This is a genomic window from Streptomyces sp. NPDC004721 (assembly GCF_053601495.1).
Genome location: NZ_JBSGBZ010000087.1, coordinates 1 through 23,297, shown reverse-complemented (window position 1 = coordinate 23,297; position 23,297 = coordinate 1). Strand labels below are relative to the sequence as shown.

The window sequence follows — 23,297 nt, the reverse complement described above, 5'->3', positions numbered from 1 at the left end:
TACCGGGGCTCCGCTCCTCATGTCCGCCGAAACCGCCGCCCACGGCCCCCTGGACAACCCCGCCAGGCCCATAACTTCACGGCCTTGGGGCTAGCTGCGGCATCGTTCGATTCCCCCCGGCCTGAAGGCCGGGGCATCCTCGAAGGAGATCAGGTGGCCAGGAGCCACTCACGCCCCAAGACCAGCAACGACAATCCCTACAGCGAGAGCCACTTCAAAACCGGGTCCACTTGTCGCTGAAGGTGTCCTTGCTGATCTCGCAGGAGGCGATGGTGTGGCCGCCCGACGCGGTGGACTGCGAGATGACCCTGCCGTTGACCTTCAACTGGCAGGTGACATGGCCGCCCCCCTGAAGCTGCGCGGTGATCGCGTAGTGTTGCGAGTTCTCGAGCGGCCTGGTCACGCTCATCGGCACCTTGCCCTGGGTGGAGGACCCGGCCGGGCCGTACTGCACGTCGGCGCCGCTGGTACCGGTGACGACGTAAGTGACGGTCTGCGGCGCCTCCTTCTGGGGGGCGGACTGCGAGGCGGAGGCCGTGGAGCCGTTGCCGGCGTCCGAGGGTGCGGCGGCCGGGCTCTTGGCAGTGCCGCTGCTGGACTTGCCGCCGGTAGCAGCGAAGATCGCGCCGGCGATGACCAGGATGCCGACGACACCCAGGAAGCCGGCTCGGGCACAGGTCTTGCCCTTGCTCTTCTTCTGGTGAGGTTCCGGGGCCTGCGGCTGGAACGGCTGCTGCGGCTGACCGGGCTGCTGGCCCCGAGAAGGCGTGGACATGCGCGGGTACCCCCATGTGGTGGCGCGAGGGAGGGGACGGGATGAGACGGAATACGTACGGGAACATGTCCCGGTAGTGCTTGCACACGTGCCGCAGCCAGCGGGCCTCGCAGTGGAAACCGAGCATCGCCTGCATCACCGCCAGGCACAGCAACTCCGAGTGACTGAGCTTCGGGGGCCGCCCAGGCAGACGCGCGATCCCCGCCCACTCGTCGTCGATCTTCACGTACAGCGCGGTCACGAGGGTGTTCAGGTCAGTTGTCACAAACGGATCCTGAACACCCTCTCTTCGTGCCCGCAGGCATGTGGACAGACTCGTCTAGGAGTAGGACACGCTCTCCGAGTACGACGAGGACTGCGAGTCCGAGTAGGAGTAGTAGTTCGGCGTAACCGTGTACGACTGGGACTGCGAGTCCGACGAGGACGTCGTGACGTCAATATCATTGGCGTAACCGCTGACGGTCTTGGCCTCCTGCTGGGGTGCTTGCGTGGCCACGGCGCTGGTCTGGGCCGGGGCGGCGAACGCGGCGGTGGGGATCAGCGCGCCTCCCGCGGCCAGGGCGGCGGAAGCGGTGAGGATCGCCAGACGCCGTGTACGAGGTGTGCGGGCCATGGTCAATCTCCTTGGTGAGAAATGGTGGGAAAGGAATGTGTCGAAACGGTCCTGCCGGTTCTCCGGCGGGGCGGCCGCGGGATATACGTCCCGTCAACACCGTCCGGACCATCCCGGTGGGCCACCTGCTCTGCGTGAACCCATGTCTCAATTGACCCCGGCTCGGCGCACTGCGTCATGTCCCTGGAATTCGGGGCTTGACAAACACCCTCGACCCACCGACCCTTCCCCCTCGGGGTGGGGTGCACACCGCGCGTCAGGGCGAGGTGGGAACGGCGATCCGCCTCTTGAGGATCGTGCCGGTGGGCCCCTTGGGGAGGGCGTCGACGGGCCAGGCCTCGCGCGGGTACTCGTACGGCGCGCGACCGGGTCGCGGACGGAGACCCTCAATTCCTCGGCGACAAAGGGGTGCTCGTACAGAACCGCCTCGACCTTGCGCGGGTGGACGTTGAAGCCGCCGCGGATGATGGGGTCCTTCTTGCGGTCGACGGTGGAGAAGTAGCCGTCGTCGCCGGTGCGGAGCCGGCCCTCCACGACGGTCTCCGCGGTCGTATCGGGGCGTCCCGGCCCGGCTGGCCGCTGGGGCACGGACCTTGACCTGGCATTTCCCGGCTCGGTGGCCCTGGCGCGACGCGCTGGAACAGCTGTGGACGGCAGCGGCCACCGCCTGCGCTCCTGACCGACCGCGCACCCTGCCTGCCCGCGGCGTGAAGGACCTTGGAGAACCCGCCACCGGAGGGGCCATCCGGAAATGCCCCCTGCCCGGACCCGGGATATCCACCGGGAAACCGATCACGTCACGTGATCAGGCATTACGCGGTGGATCCACCGGAAGACCGCTTGGCTCTCGCGGTTTCCTTCGGTGACGAAGCCGCAGGCGGAGCACCGCTGCGACGTGTATGCGGGGTTGACTCACACCACGCGCGTGCTCGTGTATCGGGCGGCGTTGGTAAGGGCGAGTTCGAGGCGGTGCCACCCCTTGTCCAGGATGGCCCGGCAATTTCTCGGCGCTCGCGCTTTCCCGCTCCTGATCCCGACACCGCCGCGCGGAACATACGCGGGCTGCACCCGTTCTGGGTGACTTGCCGTTCTTCGAGCGATATGCGATACGTGGAGAGAGCCCCTTCAGCGCTCGCCGAGGAACCCCTGCTGGCCGTCCTAAGAGGAGTGCCATGACAGGAGCGCAAGAGGCCGCCGGGCGCGTGATCACCGGACGTTACCGGCTTCTGCGTCGGCTCGGTACCGGCGGCATGGGACGTGTGTGGCTGGCGTACGACCAGGAACTGGCGTGCGAGGTCGCGCTCAAGGAGATCATTCTGCCGCCGGACGTCCCCGAATGCGAGGTGAGCTCCCGGATCGCGAGGGCCCGCGGCGAGGCCCGGCACGCCGCCCGGCTGCGCAACCATCCGCATGTCGTCACCGTGCACGACATCGTGGAGGAGGGCGGCCTGCCGTGGATCGTCATGGAGTTCGTGCCCGGTGCCATGGATCTGGAGGCGGTGGTGCGCGAGCGGGGGCCGCTGCCGCCCGGCGACGTCGCCCGGATCGGTCTGGCGGTCCTCGACGCCCTGCTGGAGGGACACCGGCTCGGCGTCCTGCACCGGGACGTCAAACCGGCCAACATCCTGCTGACCCATCCGGGGCCCCAACCCTCCTATCCGACGGAGGGCGGCGGCCAGGTGATGCTCACCGACTACGGCATCGCGCTGGAGCCGAGCTCCGGGGAGGACCGCCTGACCGCCACCCTGGAGATCCTCGGGACGCCGCGCTTCATGGCCCCGGAGCGGGCCAACAGTCAGCCGCCCACCCCTGCCGCCGACCTGTTCTCGCTCGGGGCCACCCTGTACTACGCCCTCGAGGGGGCCGGCCCCTTCGACCGCGACACCGCCCTCGCCACGCTGAGCGCCCTGCTGTTCGAGTCCCCGAGCCCGCCGCGCCGGGCGACGGAGCTGACCCCGGTCCTCCTCGGGCTGCTGGCCAAGAACCCCGCGGACAGGATGGACGGTGAGGAGGCCGCCCGGCGGCTCGCCTCCATCGCCGACCAGCCCCACCCGTCCCCTGTGCAGCAACCGGCGGGCGCACCAAAGGTGCCGCCGCCCGAGCAGCCCTGTGCCTCGAAGCCGCCGCGCCCCCAGGAATCGGCCCCGCCGACCGAGGTCCTGTCGCCGGCCGAGCCGGAGGAACCGACCGGCCCACCCCTAAAACCGCTGCCGCACAAAGGGGACGAGGCCCGGCTGCGGCCCCGCCCGCCGCGGCCCACAAACCGACGGGCCAGGCTCATTGCGGGGGTGGCGCTGGTGGCGCTTGCCGCGGCGGGCGGCGGCATCTACCTGGCCCAGTCCCGTTCCTTCGGTCCCACCGCACCGTCCGTGTCCTCGATCCAGGTCGGCAAATCCCCGGGCGCGGTGGCGGTGTCGCCGGACGGGCGCCGGGCCTACGCGACCAACTACTTCGGCCCGGCTTCGGTGTCGGTGATCGACACCGCCGCCAACCGCACCGTGGGCAACCCCATTCCCGTCGGCGACAAGCCGCAGGGGGTGGCGGTGTCCCCGGACGGAGGCCGGGCCTACGCGGCCAATAAGGGCTCGGATTCGGTGTCGGTGATCGACACCGCCACCAACCGCACCGTGGGCCACCCCATCCATGTCGGCAAGAAGCCAGTCGCGGTGACAGTCTCCCCGGACGGACGCTGGGCCTACACGGCCAACGCCGACTCGGCCTCGGTGTCGGTGATCGACACCGCCACCAACCGCACCGTGGGCCACCCCATCCATGTCGGCGGATACCCGGCGTGGGTGGCGGTCTCCCAGGACGGAGGCCGGGCCTACACGGCCAACTACGGCTCGGACTCGGTGTCGGTGATCGACACCGCCACCAACCGCACCGTGGGCCACCCCATCCATGTCGGCAAGAAGCCAGCCGGGGTGGCAGTCTCCCCGGACGGAAGCCGGGCCTACACGGCCAACGCCGACTCGGACTCGGTGTCGGTGATCGACACCGCCACCAACCACACCGTGGGCCACCCCATCCATGTCGGCAAGAAGCCAGTCGGGGTGGCAGTCTCCCGGGACGGGCGCCGGGCCTACACGGCCAATGCCGGCTCGGACTCGGTGTCGGTGATCGACACCGCCACCAACCGCACCGTGGGCCACCCCATCGATGTCGGCGGGTACCCGGTGTGGGTGGCGGTCTCCCAGGACGGACGCCGGGCCTACACGGCCAACTCCGGCTCGGCCTCGGTGTCGGTGATCAAGTTCTAGCCTCCCCTTTTCACTCGGGGCGGCGGAGTCAAGTGGGTCGCGGTGGGCCGACGGTTTTCGGCTGTTGGTCGCCGCCGCACGCGAGCATCTGTGCTGAAACGCAGTTCGCGGTACACCTCCGACACACTCGGCATGTCTCCGACTTGCCGCCTAAAGCGGCATCGTAGGTCGGCGGAGTCTCAATGGGCGTGGCAAGCGCCGGCAACTGCGGTCAGTAGCCGAAGAAGTGAAGGGCCGGGTCTCTGACCTGCGGCCGTGTAGTCGATCAACGCTGCGACCTGCGACTTAGCTGTCGGTGGTTGTCAGCGTTAGTCGTCGTTGAGCGCCCTCGCACGGCCCAGAGACGGCCCGAGCGGGGGTGTCGCGGAACGTCCCTCCTGGGGACCACAAAGCTCCGCTGCGAGGGCTGACTGACGGCTTTCGTGCGACCGGCCTCGTCCCCCGCCATGAGACCTCGGGGTGGCCGAGGCCGTGCCCGGCATGCGTCGGGCTGGTCATCCATACGCGCGCTGGTTGATCGGCTAGCTCAGGTTTTGCTCAGAAAGGACGTGAAGGCTGGTGGTTCGCCAGGAGCGCTGACAGGATCTCGACAGCTGCCTGCCGGACAGCGGAGGCAAGGTCATCATCCACACGCCGCATTACGTCGGTTGGACTGTCTCGGAGAGCTGATATGTCTTGCCGAACCCGTGCACTGGTGGGCATCGCGTGCGCCGCGGTACTCCTGTCCGCGTGCACGACGGATCATTCGGACGCCGGGCAACCCACGCGGCCTCAAGGCTCCACGACGCCGGTCCCGGCAACGGCTGGCACCGTGCCCGGCACCGCGCAGCCCTCCCTGCTGAAGCCGCCGGAGTTGGACCCTGGGGTATCACTCGCCGGCCGCCAGAAGGTGACCACAGGGAACGCCAGCATTCCCTACGGCAAGGGCAGGAAAGGTGACGCGCTCACCATCGCGGCGAGCTGCCAGGGCGAGGGGAAGATCACGGTGACGGTGCGGCCTGTGCACGTCTCCTTCCCCCTGGAGTGCGGCGTTGACCAGGTCAGTACCGTCTCCAACGAGGTGGCCCTGTCCGGGGCGGAGCGCAGTGGAGACGTGTCCGTCGAAGCGTCCTCAGCCGTGCGTTGGTCGTTGACCGTAGGCCGTGGCGCACCAACAGAAGCAGACCCGCCGGGTGCTGGCTGAGTTTGGCCACCGTGCCCGTTGAGGGCGGCGGAGTCTCAATTGCCGAGTCAAGCCGACGGGCGCCGTCCACCAGCGAGGACGCCGCCCGTGCCGGATGCCGACTTTGAGATTTGGCCTCATCCTTATCAGGTCGATCACGGGGAGTCGCTGGCCTCGACCAACCGGCTTTGGGCCTGATCGTCCGTTGAGGTTCGCCGCCTACCGTCGCTGTTCGCGCCTGCTGGTGTCAGCCGCTGATGTCAGGCAGCAGCTGTCCTCTTGGCAGATCAGCCCATCGCAACCGCGCTCATGGGAGCCATGCCGCCTCCGATTGACCGAAGAGCTCGGAGGGTGAGGTGAGCCGCACAGTGTGAAGCGCCATGTCCATCCACCCGGGATCGACGGCCACGCCCATGGTGCGTTCCATGAGCGCGAAGGACTCGGCGCACAGGGTCTCCATGTGGAAGGCGACCCCTTCTGCCCAGGCGGGGACCTCCGGTTCCGGGTCCATCCACTCCGCGTCCTCCAGCTCGAAGGGGTCGAACATGCCCTCTACGCGGCCATCAAGGGCGTGCATGACCTGGTACCGGGCGTTCACACTGCGGTAGACGCTGAAGAACTCGCCTCCGCCAGCGGACGCTCGTCGGGCGATCTCCGGGATGCTGCCGTGGTAGCCCCATTCGATGGCGATGACGCGTCGGTCGACGGTGACCACTTGAAGCAGCTCGTAGTCCTCCATATAGAGCTGAGCCGCCAGCTCGCCGGCGGTCTCGGCGGAGGTCATCAGCCGCGACGCCCCGGGATCGCCACCGAATGCCCGAATCACCTCGCTCTCCGTTTTTCCCGTAATCACGGAGAAGGTGTACGCATCGGGCTCATCCGCATCGGCCCACGCGTATCGGGCGACGAGGTCTTCCCACCTCGCAGCGTCGCTACGCTTCGGGCCCCGAGGCACGTCAGCAGTCATGGTGCCGCACCCTACAGAGCGGTCGGCGTAGCGACTTTGGCCGGGAGTTTCAATGATCGAGTCAAGGGCGCATGCGGCACTCGATCAGTTCTTTCTCAACTCTGCTTCACTGATGGGTACCTGCACCGGGACCCGAAGCACCGTTTCTGAGCAGGGGAAGGGCTGTCGTCGACTGTCGTCATCTGTCGTCCGTCGGCCGCCTCGGACGGCCCACAGACGGCCCAGCGCTCAGATGCTGATGGAGGTCGGGGCAGCGCCTGACGTCCGCTGATCGTGTCGGGGGCGGTTAATGGCCGGCCCACGCTGGCGACGCAGCAGCGCTCCGGGAACCAGCGGCCGCCGGTCACCTGGTGGAGCCGGGTTCGTCGGGGAGGAAGAATGCTGTCACTGGGAGCGGAGGCCCAATAGCCTCGGCGGCGCGAAAGGTGCTGCCGACGAGGTCTGCGAACTCTCGACTGCGGGGGCCCACAGCTTCTGGGCCCGCTGCAAGGACCGCATCCGAGGCGCTCGCGACACCGACCTGCTGCTGCGGACCGTCTTCGAACAGCCCGACACCGACGCGGTGAAAGCCCAGATGACACACGTCCTGGACGCACTGACACCGTCGCCAACGCCCCCAAGGGTGACGAGCGGCCCACCGTCACCCTCCACCGCCACCTGGACGGCCGGCCCATCCGCTGACCGGGGCGGCCTCGGCCCGCCGTCCCGCGCCGGGTGCAGGACGGCGGGTCACTCCACGTCCGCTCCCCCACCGGGCAGCAGGGCGCGCAGATAACGTCGCCGGAAGACCCGCTGCGCGACCAGCAGCACCGGGAACACCGGGCGCCACCACCCGTGTGGGGCGGCACCGGTCAGGGAGCGGATCGTCAGCGCGACCGTGCCGTCGGGGGACCGGTGGACGATGAAGGCCTCCTCACCGCTGACGGGATGACCGGGCAGGGTGCCGTAGGCGAAGCCGCAGCGGTCCGGGGTGTCGACGACGGCGACGACCCGGACCGGCTCCCGCACCACGCATGGACCGAATGCCGCAGTGACCTGGTACTCCGCCCCCTCGACGACCCGCTCCCCTGCACCGTCGCGGCCACTGACTGCGAAGCCGCTGCGCCGCTTGACGCCCCATCGCAGCACCGCGGCCGCCGCGGCTTGCCAGTCCGCCTCCCCGCGGCCGATGACGACGGTACGGGCATAGGGGCGCAGACCTGTGTTCCCCGACAGCCATGGCTCGTCGGCGGGTCGGGTCGCCCCGGCCGGGCCGTAGGTGAGTGCGCCGGCTGACGGGCCGCGTCTCGTACGGTTGTGGGGCATGACGCTCCTGTGGGGCGTGCGGGCGGGCCGTGATCGTAACGCGGCGGTGCCCCTCCGCACGGTCGACGGTCGGCCAGAAGGTCGTTCCACGGCGGAGTGCCGGGAATTGTTGCCTTAAGGGCCAAAGGAATCCGCTCTGGGCAAGCTCTAGTTGATCTAGCGTGTCGCGCTCTCTGCGCGTGCAGGTAGCACGCGGAGTTGAGGCATGCTTGCCTCTGTGGGGCAGGCATGGGGCCGGTGGGGGTGCAGCGAGGCACACGCGCGCCTGATCAGTCGGCGTGCCCGCCGTCGTGGCTGACCTTCGTCGGCTGGGGCACAGACGATCTCCGAGGCGAGGTGCCGCCAGCGCTGGTGGGTGCGACCCATGACCTTGACGCGGTCATTGAAACTCCCGGCCAAAGTCGCTACGCCGACCGCTCTGTAGAGTCCTGGCAGGGGGTTCAGTGACTGACAAGGACTCGGTACAGGGCAGGCTTCAGGAGGCCAGTAGCCGTTTTGGGTGGACACTCATGGTGATCCTCCTGTTGATCACTGTCGTAGCACTCACCCTCATGGGCATCCTGCTCCCGCTGCTTCTCCTCCTCGGCGGCACCATGAACCATTGATCGAGCCGTAGGCGTTGAGCTGCATCCCGAGTCAAGCACCGGACTGACAGCACACGCTGGGCCGTGCCACACGCGTGCCAGAGCAGGGACCAGCGGGGAACGGCGGGGAGAGGAAGTGATCGCAAAAGAGATCCGCCCCTGACCAAACTCGCTGGTCAGGGGCGGATACTCCAAAGTGTGGCGGCGCCAGGATTCGAACCTTGGAAGGCTGAGCCGGCAGATTTACAGCGGGCCGTGCCCACCATCGGTGGCCTGCACTTCTCCCTGCCCCTGCCGTTGTTGGGGGACATGTGGGGGAAAGAGGCCCGATTCTCCCAGTCCCTCGCCAGGGCCCACCTTGCCGACCGGCGTCCGGTAGGTGACGCAGCGGCCGTCCTCGCGGCCCTCGGGGTCACGCGCCCCCGCTCCGCGATCGTCACTGCCCACGCGTCATCGTTCGGCAGCTCGTAGCGCTGGCCGTTGCCCTTGAGGCCGAAAGCCGCATGTGCGGTCTGATGGGTTGCCGCATCGATCGATGAGTCCCCCTACGACCGCTCGTACGGCACCGGCCGGCCGGTGAACGCGTCCAGGAGCAGACGGTCGCCGAGTGGCCGGTTCAGCTTCACCGTCACCTCCTCCAGCAGCAGGTCCGCGGTGCAGGGACCCTCCTTCGTCCCGACGACGGAAGCGGACAGCACCACGCTCCCGTCCGTCTCCAGCACGTCCACGACAGGACCGTCGTCGCAGGCCCCGTGGCCGGAGAGCACCGTGACGGACCGGCCGTCCCTCGCGGTCCTGACCAGCTGCAACGTGCCCCCGCCGTCCGCGACCGGCTTGACCGGCGGCGTGAGAGGCTTCGAGGGACGGACGGCGGCCAGCTTGAGCGGAGTGTCGTAGCCGTCCAGGGTGAAAAGCCAGGCCGGGACGGTCGCCGGGCCGCGGCTGGTGGCCAGGGTCATCTCACCCAGCTTCACCTCGGTCACGGTCAAGTGTGGTCCGTCGTTGCTGCCGCGGGCCACTGCCTCGTACGCTTGCCGCGCCTCCATCAGCGGCAACGTGAGCGAGCCCCCGTTCTCCCACTTCACCCGGCCGTCCTTCCGTGGCGTGGCGGGGAGTTGGCCGCGCAGGGCGAAGTTCTGGGCCTCGTAGGCCTGCTTGTCGGATATGTCGTGGAAGGCGTCCTCGGGCAGGTCGACAGTCTCTCCGATCGGGTGGTAGCCCTTCCGCCAAGCCCGGGCGGCCTCGGAGCCGTCCCAGGCGTCGGCGACCTGACGAGCGCGGGCGTCGGCGCCCTGACGAACGCGGACCTCCGGGCCGCAGCCGGTGAGGGTTCCGCCCGCGGCGGCGAACAGGGCGAGGACGAGGAGCAGTTGGGCGGTGCGGGCCAGGGCGCCGGAGATGGCGGCCGCAGTGGCTCGTATACGCATGCGTTCCCCAGGTGGAGAAAGGGGCCGGGCGCCGATCGTTCTTCGCGGTCCGTCTCGGCGCGGGGCCCGATGATCGTGGAGTCTGTTTGACTCACGTGATCAGATCCCTCACCGGTGGGGGCGGTTGTACGGGAATTTGAAGTTCTCGAAGCGGCCTGTCAGTCGCCCTGGGGGCGGCCACCTTGGACTTCCTGTCGACCAACTCCCAAGCGGTCCACGTGAGGGCGAGCACCACCACGCACCCCGCCGCTTTCCTGACCGCCTCAGCCCACAACACCGGCCGGTCCCCGCTCACCACGACGCCTTCCACCCTCCCCCTCCGCGCCGTCGTGCCAACGGCGTCGCACCGTGAGCCACACCCGTCCCTCCGCGCGCCAACTTTCGTACTGCCGACGTCTCACGGCCCGATGCCCTGGCCGCCCGCTCCTGACGGGCCCGGCGAAGGGCGGCGGCCTCGGTTGCGGCAGCCTGGCGGCGGCGCTGGGCGCGAGCCGCCTCGATCGGGGCCGGCGCATCCTCCGGAGCGACGTCGAGCTCGAGGAAGGCGCGGCGGTTGAGTTCGCGCAGCGCGGCGTTCTGGCGTGCCACCGCCTGCGCGATCCCGGGGTCCATCCGCTGAGCGGGCGCGGCGGACTGATGCGCGGCGAGCGCCTGGTGGAAGCCGGGCGACGCCATCTCGCGGGTCTTCACCGGTGCCTCGGGCCCAGCCGCAGGCACGGGGGCAGCGGACGTCTCACGAAGTGCCGGGCCCGCCGCGCCGACGGCCAGGACCCGGACTGCACGGACCGCCTGCGTGCCGACCGCGTCGTTTGCCGCGGTGATGACCTGGGCGCTGAGCAGCCGGAGCTGGGTGGCGTACGCGGGAGAGTCCGGGCGCAGGTCCAGCTGCCCGGACTCCGGGTGGAAGGCCACGGCGGCGACGTTCAGTATCCGGGACCGGGACGGCAAGTTCCCCGAGTTCTTCGACACTGTCCTGAACGACGCGGGCATCCAGGTGGTACCCAGCAGCGTCCGGATGCCGAGAATGAACTCGATCATGGAGCGGTGGGTGCAGACCTGCCGGCGGGAACTGCTGGACCGCACGCTGATCTGGGACCGGCACCACCCCTCCTGCACGCCCTACGCGAGTTCGAGACGTTCTACAACGAGCACCGGCCACACCAGGGCCTCGCGAACGCCCGTCCCCTCCACCCGCTTCCCGCCCCGATCGAGGACCCAGACCGGATCGCCCACCTGGACATACGACGACGGGCCCGACTCGGCGGCACCATCCACGAGGACCGACATGCTGCCTGACCAGCATGGATGTGAATTTCGGCAAGAGCAGGGTTGAGGTAGCGGGGCTACAAGCCGACCGCCAAAGGTGAGCGACACGCCGACTTGACTCGGCCATTGAGTAATCCGATCTTCGGACGGCGATACCCCGAAGGGGGCGTCTCCCCTCTCGGAGGCTGGCCAGGGCAGCAGTCCCTCGGCTGCGGGCAGTCAGGCCGGGTCACGCAGCCGATGCCAGGACGGGGGCGACGGGAACCGATGGGGCTGACTGCTCGGCCCACACGATCTTCCCGGTGGGGGTGAAGCGGGTTCCCCACCGCTCGGCGAACTGGGAGACGAGGAAGATCCCGCGACCGCCTTCGTCCATGGCCGCTGCGTAGCGCAGGTGCGGGGAGGTGCTGCTGCCATCACTGACCTCCACAATCAGGCTGGTGTCGCGCAGAAGGCGCAGGTGGACAGGGGGCGCCCCGTAGCGGATGGCATTGGTGACCAGCTCGCTGAGGATCAGTTCGGTAGCGAATGCCGTCTCCCCCAGATTCCAGTCGGCCAGCTTCGCGAACACCTCGGCGCGTACGGCGGGCACCGCGGCGGGAAGGGCCGGGATGTCCCATTCGGCGATACGGTCATGCGGAAACGCATGGGTGCGAGCGATCAGGAGAGCAACGTCATCGACTGGACGGGCGGGTCGCACCGCCTCCAGGACCGTCTGGCACGTCTCCTCCGGGTCGATCCCCGCGCCGGAGAGCGTGTCGCACAGCAGCTTCAGGCCGGCCCCGACGTCGCGTTGTCGGTCCTCGATGAGCCCGTCGGTGTAGAGCACGACCTGCGTGTCCTCCGGCAGCTGCCGCTCAATGGCCTCAAAGCGCAGGCCGCCTACGCCAAGCGGAGGGCCTGCGGGCAGGTCGAGAAGCTCCGCGCGGCCGTCCGGATAGACGATGGCGGGCGGAAAGTGACCGGCTCTTGCCATCGCGCAGATGCGGGAGACCGGGTCGTAGATCGCATACAGGCACGTAGCCCCGGCGGTCCCATCCTCGCAGGTGCCCGCCTCCGCATCCATCTGACTCACCACGTCGTCAAGGCGGGCCAGTAGCTCGTCGGGCGGCAGGTCAAGGGTGGAGAAATTACGGACCGCGGTGCGCAGCCGACCCATGGTGACCGCGGAGCGCAGGCCGTGGCCGACCACGTCCCCGACCACCAGCGCGGTGCGGTGGCCTGGGAGAGGGATCACATCGAACCAGTCCCCGCCGACCTCGGCCTCGGCCGGCACGTAGCGGCACGCCACCCGGACGGTGCTGGTGTCCGGCAGCACCCGGGGCAGCAGGGCGCGCTGCAGCGTTGTAGCGATGGAGCGCTCGCGGCTGTAGCGGCGAGCCAGATGAGAGACCGCAAGGCCGACGACGAGCAGCAACCCGGCGGTGACAATGTCGTCCGAGTTGTTGAAGCGGGTGAAGCTTTCGTACGGAGTGGTGAAGAAGAAGACGTACCACACGGCGGCAGACAGGGCCGTGAGGGCCGCAGCCCCACGGTTGCCGAGAGCAGCCACCGCCGCGACGACCAACATCAGGATCAGGACCGCGTTGGTGTCGGACAGGATCGCTCGGACGGGCAGCAGGAGCAGGCAGACGGCGAGCGGGACTGCTACTGCAGCAAGGAGCGCGGTCAGCCCCTTAGCCAGATCACGAGGCATGCCACACCTCCCCATCTCTCTGGTGTAGCAGGGCTCACATGGCGCTGCCATTCGATACAGGTCTGCGCGGAACCTCAACCGGGCCGAGGCCCTCGATGCCATCCCCGAGCCTGCGAATAAGCGGGGGCATGCCACATTGACCAGCTCCTGTCACCAGAGAGAAAGGCCGTCGGTATCGCGCTCAACGCTGCGGCGGCCGAGGTACCCAACGACACCGACGCGGATTCGTTGAAGGCTTCCCCGCCCGCGTGGACAGCGTCTCCATGCGCATCGGGCAGGAGGTGACAGGCGAGGCCATGACGATCCCGGTCGGCCGCCCGTGCACGGCTACCTGCAGAGCTACCAAAAGGACCTGATCAGCAAAGGGAAGAAGGTAAAGATCTCCTCCGACATGTTCGACCTGGAAGCTACAGGGCACGTCGAGTCCGTCACGAAGGACATGAGCCAGGCCAGCGAACAGGACGCGGCCACCGAGCCCACGGGCTACCTCATGGTCGTCTCGGCGGATGCCCCGCTGCCGTCCCGGCTTGCCGGGCATGGAGCAGGCTGACGAGGCGTTCGGCGCCGGCACGCTCGGCAAGATCGCGCTCACCGTCGCCTGATCCACCCCTTTCCCAACGGGTTTCCCAGCAAAGGATTCACTGTGCCCAGCATCGCCATCGTCGGAGCCGGCCCCGGTATGGGCCTGGCCATCGCCCGTACCTTCGGCTCCCATGGCTTCGACGTCGCTCTCATCGCCCGCAACCGCGACAAGCTCAACGACCTGGTCGGCCAGCTCGACGCCGAAGGCATCACCGCCGCCGCGTTCCCCGCGGACGTACTCGACCATGATGCACTCACCCAGGCGCTCAAGGACACCGCCACCCGCTTCGGCGGCATCGACGTCCTGGAGTACTCCCTAGCCGGGAACATCGAATCCACGCCGCTCACCGCTCCGTCCGAGACCAACCCGTCCGATGTGCAGTGGGCGATGGACTTCCTGCTCTACGGGGCCATTGCCGCCACACGGGCCGTGCTGCCCGCAATGCGCGAGGCCGGCGCGGGCACCCTGCTCTACACCAACGGCGCCGGCTCGGTCGACCCCACTCCGATGCTCGGCACCCTCAACGCCGCCCAGGCCGCGCTGCGCAACTGGGTACTCAGCCTGCACAAGGAACTGGCCGACACCGGCGTCTAGGCGGCGCACGTCGCCATCGGCGTGTGGATCGGCACGGACGGCCCGCCCGGAGTACCGGCGGCCTCGGCCGAGGAGGTCGCCCCCCTCTACTGGGACCTGCACACGCAGCGCGACGAAGTCGAGCGCGTCTTCACCGTGTGACGCCGTCCCGGCCCTCCCCATCCCACCATCGTTGATCCCTGATCCGCCAGTACGGCGGTGGCCGGCGGACGCCGCGACCAGCGTGCTGGTCGCGGCGTCCCTCCAATCCTGGCTTGGGGCTCGTCGAGGGCAACGATCGTCATGTGACCGTCGGCTCTGCATCTGTAAAGTTAACGTGGTTCTGGAGTTGTTAGTGGGTTAGCGGCGGGCGGCGGAGAGCCGACCGTCGAAGGTGATCTCGAAGGCGTTGAGTGCGGCCTTCCATCGCTGTGACCAGCGTTTGCGGCCCTGCCCCGTCGGGTCCAGGCTCATGACGGCCATGTAGACGCACTTGATCGCTGCCTGCTCGTTCGGGAAATGTCCGCGGGAGCGGACGGCCTTGCGGATGCGCGCGTTGACCGACTCGATGGCGTTCGTCGTGCAGACAACTCGCCTTATTTCTGTGTCGAATTGAAGGAAAGGCACGAACTCGGCCCAGGCGTTCTCCCACAGCCTCACGATCGCTGGATACTTCCCGCCCCAGGCGTCACTGAACTCCAGGAACCGTTCCGTGGCGGCGTCCTCGGTCGGGGCCGTGTAGACCGGCTTGAGCGCCTTCGAGATCTTGTCCCAGTCCTGCCGGGCCGCGTAACGGAACGACGCCCGCAGCAGGTGAACGACGCAGGCTCCCCCTGTCAACCTTCCGGTTTGTGGATCACGAGGCGTTTGTTCTTTCGGCAGGGGTTGCGCGCATGCCAAAGAGCCGAGGGTCGGTGACGTGATCGTCCCGCGGCTTCGGTCAGACGGCCCAGGAGGCCTTCAGGCTGTCAGGTCGCCCTCCGCGCGGTTGCCGAGGTGGAGGTCGGGGTCGTAGAGGGTGTGGTCCTGCCAGCAACGCCAGAGGACGCGGACCCAGCGGGCGCCGAGGCCGCGGATAGCGCGGTTGTGGGGCTGACGGCGGGACCTGGCCTGCTCGTATGCCTCGCGCACCCAGGGCACTTCGCGAGCCATATTGAAGACCCACCAGTCCACCGCGTGGCGCATTCGCTTGTTGGCTGCATAGCGGAAGCGGACCTGCCGGGTGCGGCCGGAAGACCGGGTGACCGGGGCGACTCCCGCTGGCCAGTTCGTGGCCCGCCTCCAGCGGGAGGGACTGGTCTGCATGGGGGCCTCGAAGGCAACGCGTCTGCATAGGTCCTCTCCCGCTGGCGCGGTGACCGGCGGGGAATTCCCGCCACCAAGGAGTGTGCACGGATGAAGTCTGCGTGATCGCCTGCGGCCAGACCGCCCCGATCGCGTCCGGGAGGCCCTTGAGGCCGTCGCAGACGACCATGCAGACGTCTTCCGTGCCGCGGTTCTTGATCTCGGTCAGCACCTGGAGCCAGTTGTCCTCGGGTGCTTGTCAAGGACCCTGCGGGCATGACGGCTCGGCCCGCCCGGAAGGACGGGATATTGATCTTCGCTATGGGTGGATCATGTGGTGCGGACGGTGTTCCCGCGCGGCGCTTACTCATGTAGTCGCAGTCGTGCTGCTGGCTGTTGTGCGCGCTCGCGGTGGCGGGACAGGCCGGCCGTCCTGCCCGTCCGCGCCGCTACACCACGGACATGACGGATACGGAGTGGCAGGCCATCGCGCCGCTGCTGCCCTGGCCGACCTGGCTGGACGGCAACGGCGGGCGTCCGGAGGAGTACTGCCGACGCCTGGTCATCGACGCCATCTGCTACGTCGCCGACAACAGCAACAAGTGGCGCAACCTGCCCGTCGACTACGGCATTCACTGGAAGACATTGCACGCGACCTTCACTCGGTGGAGCCGGGACGGCTTCACCCTCGCCCTCCACAACGACCTGCGCGAGAAGGTCCGCGAGGCTGAAGGGCGTGACCAGGAACCGTCCGCGGCGGTCATCGACTCGCAGTCCGTACGGGCCGCGGAGACTGTCGGCGCCGATAGCCGGGGATGGGATGCGGGCAAGAAGGTTGGCGGGCGCAAGCGCCACGTGATCGTGGACACGATCGGTATGGTCCTGGTCGTGCTGGTGACCGCCGCGAACGTGCAGGACCGCGACGGCGCCCGCCCGGCGCTGGAGTTGCTCCGCGACCTCTACGAGCGGGTCGTCCTGGTGTGGGCCGACGGCGGCTACGCGGGCAAGCTCGTGGACTGGGCCAAGGACAAAGTCCACGTCGCCCTGGAGATCGTCAAACGCAGTGACGACGCGAAGGGCTTCGTGGTGCTCCCGAGGCGCTGGGTGGTCGAGCGCAGCCTGTCGTGGATCTGCCAGCGCCGCCGGTGCGTCCGCGACTACGAGCGCTTACCCGAGCACCACGAGGCCATGGTCCACTGGTCGATGATCATCCTGATGCGACGCCGTGTCGCCCGCGTCACCGCCCCTGCAACCCCGAAATGATCAGTTCATGGACGGGCACTCAGGTGACAACCAGGCAGCCGGACGCCTTCTCGGACAGTTCTACGACCGTCAGCGAGTGCTCGACGCCCACCCCTTCTACGTCATCGTGATCCAGTAGGACCTCGCCGACGGTAGCGCAGCCGCGCCGTGACAACGACACTCCCCGGCCCGAAACTCAGCTCGGGCCGGGAAGGGCGATAGACAAGCTCGGAAGGAAAGCTCATGTCCGCCCCCCAGCCTCGTGCCGCCATCGACGGGGCAAAGCCCCGCATCGAATACCGCCAGTTCCAACTGGTCGACCAGGAAGACAACCTCCAACTCCCTCACGGATGGGCGCGCTCATCCCGCATCGTCATACCGGCAGGCCCGGGCGCGCTCCTCCGCACTGGCGGCAACGACTTCTACCCATTGGTGCGCGTCGAAGCATGGCTGGCAGAGCCAGACCCGCAGGACTTGTGGGAAGCAGTCGAAGAAGCGGACTTTCGCACCAGCACCGGGACTGTGTGCCTCCGCGAGTGGGACGGTGGCCCAGTTGAGCACCCGTTGTCGGTTGGCGGACCAGGTTCCTACCGGCTGAGGGCCTATTGCCGCGGTCGGACAGAGGCCGAAGCGCTCGTCGGACACGAGTTGTACTACGAAGGCGTTGAGGAGTGGCTCCTGCAAGTCTGGGCGGTTTCCACTGGTCATTGCGAATCAGTCGTTTAGTAGTCGGGTCGCCCGGGGGAATCTCACCCCCGGGCTCCCACGGAACCGTACGTGACATCCGGCCGAACGATGATTAGCAGGACGTCGGGGTTGTCAGCCTGCGCCCCGGGGACTGGGGCGCAGGGAAGTTGGAGCCTCAGTTCGCGAAGAGGTTCTCCAACGAGCCGGACGTCCGGGGCGAGCAGGTGTTCTCCAGGCAGCCGAGGTGCCACAACCGCTCGATCGTCGCGAGCACCGTGTAGTGGTCGGCCCGCGTATCGGAGATCTTGTGCGGACCGGCCTTGGAGTTGATCACGAGCAGGGGGGCGTCTCCGCCGCCGAGCACCGTGCCGCCCGCTCCCACCGGGCTGCCCGGCCCGCCGGAGTAGCCGGAGTAGTCGTTCTCGTCCCAGGCGATGACGATGCTGGAGTTGGACGTCTGCCAGGTCCTGGACTTCATGATCTTGGAGACCGTGTCCTTGAGGAACTGGTCGCCCAGCTTGATCGCGCCGTGGTCCAGTCCGGAAGCGGGGTAGCCGCAGGCAGGCAGGCCGATCAGGCTTGCGCTGCTCGGCGAGATGCCGTGCATGTCGTGGCACTGGTCGGGGCTGATCCAGTTGAAGGCGGGAACGGTGCCCGCGGCCAGGTCCGCGTCGAAGTTCTTCTCGAACGGGACGACCCGCTGGAGCCTGGGGTTGCCCGGTGAGTTGACGTCCGAGAAGTACATGAACGGGTTGTGCTTCTGCGCGTACAGGTTCACCGTCGTGCCGTTGACCGTCGGCGCGTACTCGCCCTGATAGCCAGCCTCCGGCATGGACTGCATATACGCCTTCCAGGACAGGTTCTTCGCCTCCAGCTGGTCGACGAGATTCTTGCCGGAAAACATGTGCGGCGTCTTGCTCGCGCTGGCCACCTGCCCCGGCGTCAGCGACGCGGAGTCGGTCGAGTCACCCGAACCTGGCACGAACTCCTCCGGCGCACAGGTGACGTTCGCCCCCGCCTTGCAGTCGTCCCAGATGCCTTGGGACGAACCGGAGAACATGGACAGGTAGTTGGGCAGGCTCGGGTGGGTGACCCCGTGGAAGTTGGTCGCCACGTTGTAGCGGGAAGTCAACTGGTTGATGTAGGGAGCATCGGTCTTGTTGCCGATAATCTGGGAGGACCCGTGGTTCTCCATCATGATGTAGAAGATGTGCTTCGGGGCGCCCTCGGAAGTCCCCGGCTGTGCGGGTGCCGCGGAGGCCGATCCAGCGACGACGCTGCTCGCCGCGGCCACGGCTGCGGCGGCTCCCAGAGCGATCTTCCGGCTCACGGCTGCTTTTGTGCCCATATCTGTTTCTCCTGTGTGTCAAGGCCGGGTGGCGGACTGGCAAGTCCGGCCAACCAGAGTGAGGCGCCGCGAGAGAACGGGGAGTGAATCTCGCGGCAAGATCGACTAATGACAGAAGCTCGTCAATTCTGGGTTCCGCGGCTGTCCAGGTAGGTGACCATCTCGCCGCGGGCGTCGGGTAGTGGCCGACAACGAGGGCTCAGGAGTGCCCCGTTCTCAGCCGCTGACCAGGGCGACGAGCTTGATGAAGACCAGGCCGGGCACCGGACATCGACGGCATCGTGGTCTTCCGTGCTACTACGTCTGGCCTGCCTCGCCGCGACCAACACCTTCGCGCTCCTGCGCCTGCTCCGATGAGCGATGACTCCGCTGCGTAATCCGGGTACGCAGGCTGCGAGTTGGTTGCTAGGTCGGGTGAGTCTCTGGTGCCCCTGGGGCCCCGTCCGGGTTGCTGTCGGGCCCACGGGGAAACGTTCAATTCAGCCGATGATGCCAGGTGGCGTCAGTCCCGGGGGCGGTCCCAGATGTCGTTGATGGGCTGGGCGTACAGGTCGTTCTTGGTGAGGCTGGGCAGGTGCAGGGCTGCTTCGATGGTGCGCAGCATGTTGTAGTGCGTGTAGCGGGCGGCGGTGGTGCTGCCGGCCTTGACGCCCTGCGAGCCGAGGACGAGGGTGGGGACGTTCTGCAAGTGCTGTTGGCCGTCGGCGGCGTCCTCGTCCCAGGTGAGGATGAGCAGCGAGCGCTGGTTCTTCCATGCCGGGGAGTTGAAGATGGTCGGCAGCGTCTGGGAGAGCCAGGTGTCGCCGGCGGTGGTGCCGCAGCCTTCCATGTCGTAGCAGTCGTCGGCGCTGAGCCAGGAGAAGGTCGGAGTGGTCGATGTTTTCTGCAGGTCGGTGCTCATCTGGGTGAGCGGCAGTAGGTGCGCCTTGCAGTTGGCGGGGTTGTCCTTGATGTCCTTGAAGAAGTACCAGGGCTGGTCGTCGATGCTGTAGGCGCCGTGGCTGGCGGTGTCGCACGGCCCATTCGCGTTCTGCATGTAGCCGCGCCAGTCGCCGCCGTGTTTGGTGACCAGGTCACCGATGTGGAGGGCGTCGACAGTGCTGGAGAACGGGGAGTTGCTGTTGACGTTGAACAGACTGCCCCCGGCAGCGGCGACGTAGTTGGGGTCGCTGGGGTGCACCTCGCCCATGGCGCCGGTGAGATTGGCGGCCTTGGGAACCAGGCTGTTGATGTACGGCGCGGCCTTGTTGCCGATGATGTTGCTGTAGTCCCGGTTCTCCATCATGACGTAGAAGACGTGGTCGTAGCCGGGCACCTGGGCCTTGGGCGGGGTGGCCGGGTGGGGCGGCTGCACGGGGGTGGAGATCTTCAGCGAGAGGTTGTCGACGTATCCCTGACCGTGGCCGAGGCGGTCGTACGGCTGGGGTCCGGTGATGGTCATCACCGTGCGGATCGAGCGGGTGCCGGCCGGAAGCTTGCCCAGGGCCTGTTCGGGGAGAAGCTCGGTGGTGTATTTGCGCTTCTCTGGGGTGACCGGCCCCAGCGTCGCCGATCCGAGTGCGGTGCCGTCGGCGTCCAGGAAGGTGCTGGTGACGGTGGCGTTGTCGGTGATTGCTCCGGTGCCACCGAGCCAGCCGGTGAGGTTGTAGGTGACGTCTTTGTGGTCGATGCGCTCTGCGGCCTCCGATACGTCGGCGGTCTGAGTGCCGGTGCTGATGCCGCCGCCGCCACCGGAGAAGACGTTCTTGCCCCGGTTCTTCGGTCCAGGGCTGGCCGGGGTCGGGTAGTCGTGGATGCCCTCGCCGCCCTTCGCGCCGTAGGCGGTGGCGTTGAGCAGGCCGGTGGCCTTCCAGCCGGGAACGGTGTTGGTGTCCACGCCGACCTGGGTGCCTTCACCCTGTTCGGCGTCACCGTTGACGATCAGGTTCGGCCCGGAGCCGGTGTCGGGTTCGGGCAGCGGGCCGGTCGGAGGCTGCGGCGCCGGAGCGGCCTGGATGGTGAGCTCGACGGGGCCGGCCAGGTGGGTGTAGCCGTTGGCGTGGAACAGGTAGACGTCGTAGGCGCCCGGGGCCAGCGTGTAGGTGTCGAAGGTGACCGAACCGCTGGCGTCCGGCGTGTATCGCCAGACCGCGTAGCTGTTCGACCCCTTCGGGTAGATCCCGACCCAGTTCGAGGGGCTGAGATCGGTGGCGGACGCCGAGTAGTTGACGGTGAACGTTCCGCCCTGGACCACCGTGGAAGATGCCAGAGACAATGACGTCGTACTCGACTGGGCAGAAGAACTCTGCGCTGTCGCTGAGGGGAGCGGTGCGGATATCGCCTGGGAGGCTCCGGTCACCAGGAGCGAAATCGCCGTCCCGAGGATCAGGCTGGACCGGACACGACGAGCAGCCCACATCGAAGGGGCCACAACTTTTCTGAACATGTTGGGGAATTTAGCCGCGTCTCACGGCTTCGGAAGCGTGGCCGCAGAACATACGGATGAATGATCGGTCAAGCCCGTGCAAGGTCGCCCAAGGTAGTGTCAAGTGATGTCATCCAGCGCCTGCGCTGAGTTGGTGTTCAGCACATCGCAGAACGGTGTATGGACGAGAGCTGGCGGAGAGGTACTGGACGTCCTGGACGGCGCGTTGGGCGACCGCTAGATGAGTCTGTCCAAATGCCTGCGGGCATGAAGAGAGGGTGTTCAAGATCCGTTTGTGACGACAGAACTGAACACCCTCGTGACCGCACTGTACGTGAAGATCGACGACTAGTGGGCCGGGATCGGCCGTCTGCCCGGACGGCCGCCGAAGCTCAGTCACTCGGAGTTGCTGTTCCTGGCCGTCATGCAGGCACTGCTGGGCTTCCACTGCGGGGCCCGCTGGTTGCGGCACGTGCGAGCGCACTACCGGCACCTGTTCCCGTTCATCCCGCAGGACTCCGGCTACAACAAACGGCTGCGGGCCGCGCTGCCGCGGATCAAGCGGGTGATCCGGATGCTGGCGAAGGACACGGACTTCTGGCACGACACCGTATGGATCGCCGACTCGACCCCGGTGCCGTGCGGGATGTCCCGCCCCTGTGCCGCTCGAAAAGTCGTCGCCGCAGGTCACGCGGCGTATCTGTACTCGCTGATGAGGCCGCCGAGGATCCGGGTGCGCAGCAGCTTGTGGGCGCCGCTGTCTATCGCGGTGGGCTGTTTCTGGGCATCGGGTGGTAGCTGGTTGCGCGCCAGGTGGGGCCGATGCTCGTTGTGGTGCCTCTGGTAGGCCGCACGCAAGCACCTGCCGGGCATGCGCCTCTCCCATGACGAGGATGTGATCGAGTACGTCGCGGCGGAGGCTGCCGATGACGCGCTCGCAGTGGGCGTTCATCCGAGGCGCCCGCGCCTGTGGCCCCATCGCGGATTCTCGCTGGCGAATCGCGGCACGAGGCTCTTGAACACCGTCGCGGTCGGCGGCCGACCGGTGCGCCCGCGCGCGCTGTAGTCCCACTTCGCGGCGACGAATCAGCGATGCCAGCCAAGCAGGGTGCCCGGAGTGACCGGGAAGACCTCGCGCCAGCGACACCGAGGTATCAGACCGGAGAGGGCAGCAAACCAGAACCGATCGACTGGCTCGTAGCGGAACCGGTCTGGCCAGCTGCCGGCGCAGCACCGCGTTCTCGTGGCGCAGGACGAGAAGCTCAGCGTCTTTCGCCGCATCCCCGCGGAGCAGCCTCTTCCTGCCGCTGCGGCTGCCGGCCTGGGTGGTACTGGGCTTCTGGTTCGTGCTCCAGGCGTTCTACTCCACCGGCCAGGCCGTCGCCGAGGCGGGCACCGTGGCCTACGCGGCCCACGTGGTCAGCTTCATCGCCGGCATGCTGCTCGCCTGGCCCCTCAAGCCGGGCACTCCCCCACCACCCGAACCGGGCGGCATCCTCATCGGACGACAGGCGCGACGAGCCTGGTAGGGCCGCACGCCAGGGGCCGGGCAGGGCAAGGAAGATCTGGATGACTTTGCACAAGAGACATTTGCACTTCCGAGTCAGCCGCCGGTCATTGAGCGATTCAACTACCTGCATGTTTTGCCAGATCTTTGAGCGTCCAGCAGAGCTCATGCTGACTCGTTGCCGACTTCCCTGACACCCCGTCAGGCGAGAAGCCCCCCCCCCCGACGACAAGTGGCATTTCGAGGCGACGACGGATCACGCTTCTGGTGAGGACATGCGCAACCTCGCCATCGAGACGCGCAGCTTCCTGGAGTACGAGCCGCTGAAGCGAGCGATGTTGTCCGGCAGGGCGTCGCACGGCATGTTGCGCAGCCGGCCCATGCGGACCGCGGTGACCAGGTCGTGGCCGACCACGTCGCCGGTGGCGAGGATCGCCAACCCGTCGGGCAGCGGAAAGGGTCGTACCAGTCGCCGCCCACCTCGGCCCGCTCTCGGGCGACCACATAGCGGGTGGCGAGCTAGACGAGTCATTCCGATGTGATTAGTGGTCGTAGGCGATCAGGGATCGCATGACCGGCTGTCCGGTCTTGTGGTTGTGCCAGATCGCCGCGGC

18 protein-coding genes and 6 pseudogenes are annotated in these 23,297 nt (G+C 67.7%); 8 read left to right on the top strand and 16 right to left on the bottom strand.

The annotated features are described in order from the left end of the window. Positions 1 to 214: 214 nt before the first annotated feature. The 3 genes and pseudogenes from ACWEK3_RS39210 to ACWEK3_RS39200 all read right to left on the bottom strand — a co-directional run bounded on the left by ACWEK3_RS39210 (position 215) and on the right by ACWEK3_RS39200 (position 1,388). A complete protein-coding gene (locus ACWEK3_RS39210) occupies positions 215 to 775 on the bottom strand; it encodes a hypothetical protein (RefSeq protein ID WP_453251944.1) in 561 nt (186 codons plus the stop codon). Positions 776 to 827: 52 nt separating this feature from the next. Then, positions 828 to 1,040 (bottom strand): annotated as a pseudogene (locus ACWEK3_RS39205) (IS982 family transposase); the annotation flags it as partial. Positions 1,041 to 1,094: 54 nt separating this feature from the next. Beyond that, complete coding sequence (locus ACWEK3_RS39200) at positions 1,095 to 1,388, bottom strand: hypothetical protein (RefSeq protein WP_384437489.1); 294 nt, start codon at positions 1,386 to 1,388, stop codon at positions 1,095 to 1,097. Between the two features lie 1,172 nt (positions 1,389 to 2,560). On the opposite strand from ACWEK3_RS39200, the gene ACWEK3_RS39195 reads away from it, so the two are divergent. After that, a complete protein-coding gene (locus tag ACWEK3_RS39195) occupies positions 2,561 to 4,648 on the top strand; it encodes a protein kinase domain-containing protein (RefSeq protein WP_453251943.1) in 2,088 nt (695 codons plus the stop codon). An 811-nt stretch (positions 4,649 to 5,459) separates the two neighbouring features. Then, on the top strand, positions 5,460 to 5,831 hold the full coding sequence (locus ACWEK3_RS39190; RefSeq protein ID WP_453251942.1) for a hypothetical protein: 372 nt from the start codon (positions 5,460 to 5,462) through the stop codon (positions 5,829 to 5,831). Positions 5,832 to 6,117: 286 nt separating this feature from the next. Here the strand turns inward: ACWEK3_RS39190 and ACWEK3_RS39185 are convergent, their stop codons facing one another. Beyond that, a complete protein-coding gene (locus ACWEK3_RS39185) occupies positions 6,118 to 6,777 on the bottom strand; it encodes a DUF6461 domain-containing protein (RefSeq protein WP_450547525.1) in 660 nt (219 codons plus the stop codon). Between the two features lie 729 nt (positions 6,778 to 7,506). After that, a complete protein-coding gene (locus ACWEK3_RS39180) occupies positions 7,507 to 8,082 on the bottom strand; it encodes a DUF1990 family protein (RefSeq protein ID WP_453251941.1) in 576 nt (191 codons plus the stop codon). Positions 8,083 to 8,525: 443 nt separating this feature from the next. Here ACWEK3_RS39180 and ACWEK3_RS39175 point away from each other — a divergent pair, with 443 nt between their 5' ends. Next, positions 8,526 to 8,687: a hypothetical protein gene (locus ACWEK3_RS39175; RefSeq protein WP_453251940.1), complete on the top strand. Its 162-nt coding sequence runs from the start codon at positions 8,526 to 8,528 to the stop codon at positions 8,685 to 8,687. Between the two features lie 524 nt (positions 8,688 to 9,211). Here ACWEK3_RS39175 and ACWEK3_RS39170 read toward each other — a convergent pair. The 4 genes from ACWEK3_RS39170 to ACWEK3_RS39155 form a co-directional block, all read right to left on the bottom strand. After that, positions 9,212 to 10,093, bottom strand: a complete 882-nt coding sequence (locus ACWEK3_RS39170; protein WP_453251939.1) for a hypothetical protein — start codon at positions 10,091 to 10,093, stop codon at positions 9,212 to 9,214. 291 nt (positions 10,094 to 10,384) lie between these two features. Further along, the gene (locus tag ACWEK3_RS39165) at positions 10,385 to 11,131 is read right to left on the bottom strand and encodes a DUF721 domain-containing protein (RefSeq protein ID WP_453251938.1); all 747 of its coding nucleotides are present in this window, start codon (positions 11,129 to 11,131) and stop codon (positions 10,385 to 10,387) included. 81 nt (positions 11,132 to 11,212) lie between these two features. After that, positions 11,213 to 11,380 carry a hypothetical protein gene (locus ACWEK3_RS39160; protein WP_450547521.1) on the bottom strand — a complete coding sequence of 56 codons (168 nt, stop codon included), beginning with the start codon at positions 11,378 to 11,380 and terminating at the stop codon, positions 11,213 to 11,215. A gap of 208 nt (positions 11,381 to 11,588) precedes the next feature. Next, positions 11,589 to 13,055, bottom strand: coding sequence for an ATP-binding SpoIIE family protein phosphatase (locus ACWEK3_RS39155; protein ID WP_453251937.1), 1,467 nt, complete (start codon positions 13,053 to 13,055; stop codon positions 11,589 to 11,591). Positions 13,056 to 13,374: 319 nt separating this feature from the next. Between ACWEK3_RS39155 and ACWEK3_RS39150 the strand changes: the two genes are divergently transcribed. Both ACWEK3_RS39150 and ACWEK3_RS39145 read left to right on the top strand, forming a co-directional pair. Beyond that, positions 13,375 to 13,605, top strand: a complete 231-nt coding sequence (locus ACWEK3_RS39150) for a hypothetical protein (RefSeq protein ID WP_453251936.1) — start codon at positions 13,375 to 13,377, stop codon at positions 13,603 to 13,605. A gap of 93 nt (positions 13,606 to 13,698) precedes the next feature. Further along, positions 13,699 to 14,232, top strand: coding sequence for an SDR family NAD(P)-dependent oxidoreductase (locus ACWEK3_RS39145; protein ID WP_453251935.1), 534 nt, complete (start codon positions 13,699 to 13,701; stop codon positions 14,230 to 14,232). A 339-nt stretch (positions 14,233 to 14,571) separates the two neighbouring features. Here the strand turns inward: ACWEK3_RS39145 and ACWEK3_RS39140 are convergent. The 3 genes and pseudogenes from ACWEK3_RS39140 to ACWEK3_RS39130 form a co-directional block, all read right to left on the bottom strand. Next, positions 14,572 to 15,036, bottom strand: a pseudogene (locus ACWEK3_RS39140) (transposase); the annotation flags it as partial. A gap of 135 nt (positions 15,037 to 15,171) precedes the next feature. Continuing rightward, a complete protein-coding gene (locus ACWEK3_RS39135; RefSeq protein ID WP_453251934.1) occupies positions 15,172 to 15,363 on the bottom strand; it encodes a hypothetical protein in 192 nt (63 codons plus the stop codon). Between the two features lie 235 nt (positions 15,364 to 15,598). Continuing rightward, positions 15,599 to 15,736: pseudogene (locus ACWEK3_RS39130) on the bottom strand (transposase); the annotation flags it as partial. 221 nt (positions 15,737 to 15,957) lie between these two features. On the opposite strand from ACWEK3_RS39130, the gene ACWEK3_RS39125 reads away from it, so the two are divergent. Continuing rightward, positions 15,958 to 16,758 carry an IS5 family transposase gene (locus ACWEK3_RS39125; RefSeq protein WP_453251933.1) on the top strand — a complete coding sequence of 267 codons (801 nt, stop codon included), beginning with the start codon at positions 15,958 to 15,960 and terminating at the stop codon, positions 16,756 to 16,758. Between the two features lie 841 nt (positions 16,759 to 17,599). On the opposite strand, the gene ACWEK3_RS39120 is transcribed toward ACWEK3_RS39125, so the two are convergent. Both ACWEK3_RS39120 and ACWEK3_RS39115 read right to left on the bottom strand, forming a co-directional pair. After that, positions 17,600 to 18,754 (bottom strand): alkaline phosphatase family protein, encoded by a 1,155-nt coding sequence (locus ACWEK3_RS39120; RefSeq protein WP_390878769.1) that lies wholly within the window; start codon positions 18,752 to 18,754, stop codon positions 17,600 to 17,602. A gap of 520 nt (positions 18,755 to 19,274) precedes the next feature. Next, positions 19,275 to 21,026 (bottom strand): alkaline phosphatase family protein, encoded by a 1,752-nt coding sequence (locus ACWEK3_RS39115; RefSeq protein ID WP_453251932.1) that lies wholly within the window; start codon positions 21,024 to 21,026, stop codon positions 19,275 to 19,277. 445 nt (positions 21,027 to 21,471) lie between these two features. Between ACWEK3_RS39115 and ACWEK3_RS39110 the strand changes: the two are divergent. After that, positions 21,472 to 21,882 (top strand): annotated as a pseudogene (locus ACWEK3_RS39110) (IS982 family transposase); the annotation flags it as partial. Here ACWEK3_RS39110 and ACWEK3_RS39105 read toward each other — a convergent pair. Continuing rightward, positions 21,864 to 22,428: pseudogene (locus ACWEK3_RS39105) on the bottom strand (integrase core domain-containing protein). The pseudogenes ACWEK3_RS39110 and ACWEK3_RS39105 sit on opposite strands and share 19 nt — an antisense overlap. Positions 22,429 to 22,471: 43 nt before the next feature. Here ACWEK3_RS39105 and ACWEK3_RS39100 point away from each other — a divergent pair. Next, positions 22,472 to 22,705, top strand: a pseudogene (locus ACWEK3_RS39100) (rhomboid family intramembrane serine protease); the annotation flags it as partial. Positions 22,706 to 22,939: 234 nt separating this feature from the next. Here ACWEK3_RS39100 and ACWEK3_RS39095 read toward each other — a convergent pair. Then, entirely contained in the window at positions 22,940 to 23,122 is a 183-nt protein-coding gene (locus tag ACWEK3_RS39095; RefSeq protein WP_453251931.1) for a hypothetical protein, read from the bottom strand. Positions 23,123 to 23,297 lie beyond the last annotated feature (175 nt).

Excerpts from the sequence above, each read along its gene's own strand:
- ACWEK3_RS39155 (WP_453251937.1), bottom strand. The coding sequence starts at position 13,055 with ATGCCTCGTGATCTGGCTAAGGGGCTGACCGCGCTCCTTGCTGCAGTA.
- ACWEK3_RS39165 (WP_453251938.1), bottom strand. The coding sequence starts at position 11,131 with ATGATCGAGTTCATTCTCGGCATCCGGACGCTGCTGGGTACCACCTGG.
- ACWEK3_RS39160 (WP_450547521.1), bottom strand. The coding sequence starts at position 11,380 with ATGTCGGTCCTCGTGGATGGTGCCGCCGAGTCGGGCCCGTCGTCGTAT.
- ACWEK3_RS39185 (WP_450547525.1), bottom strand. The coding sequence starts at position 6,777 with ATGACTGCTGACGTGCCTCGGGGCCCGAAGCGTAGCGACGCTGCGAGG.
- ACWEK3_RS39210 (WP_453251944.1), bottom strand. The coding sequence starts at position 775 with ATGTCCACGCCTTCTCGGGGCCAGCAGCCCGGTCAGCCGCAGCAGCCG.
- ACWEK3_RS39125 (WP_453251933.1), top strand. The coding sequence starts at position 15,958 with ATGACGGATACGGAGTGGCAGGCCATCGCGCCGCTGCTGCCCTGGCCG.
- ACWEK3_RS39195 (WP_453251943.1), top strand. The coding sequence starts at position 2,561 with ATGACAGGAGCGCAAGAGGCCGCCGGGCGCGTGATCACCGGACGTTAC.
- ACWEK3_RS39180 (WP_453251941.1), bottom strand. The coding sequence starts at position 8,082 with ATGCCCCACAACCGTACGAGACGCGGCCCGTCAGCCGGCGCACTCACC.
- ACWEK3_RS39170 (WP_453251939.1), bottom strand. The coding sequence starts at position 10,093 with ATGCGTATACGAGCCACTGCGGCCGCCATCTCCGGCGCCCTGGCCCGC.
- ACWEK3_RS39135 (WP_453251934.1), bottom strand. The coding sequence starts at position 15,363 with ATGGCTCGCGAAGTGCCCTGGGTGCGCGAGGCATACGAGCAGGCCAGG.
- ACWEK3_RS39200 (WP_384437489.1), bottom strand. The coding sequence starts at position 1,388 with ATGGCCCGCACACCTCGTACACGGCGTCTGGCGATCCTCACCGCTTCC.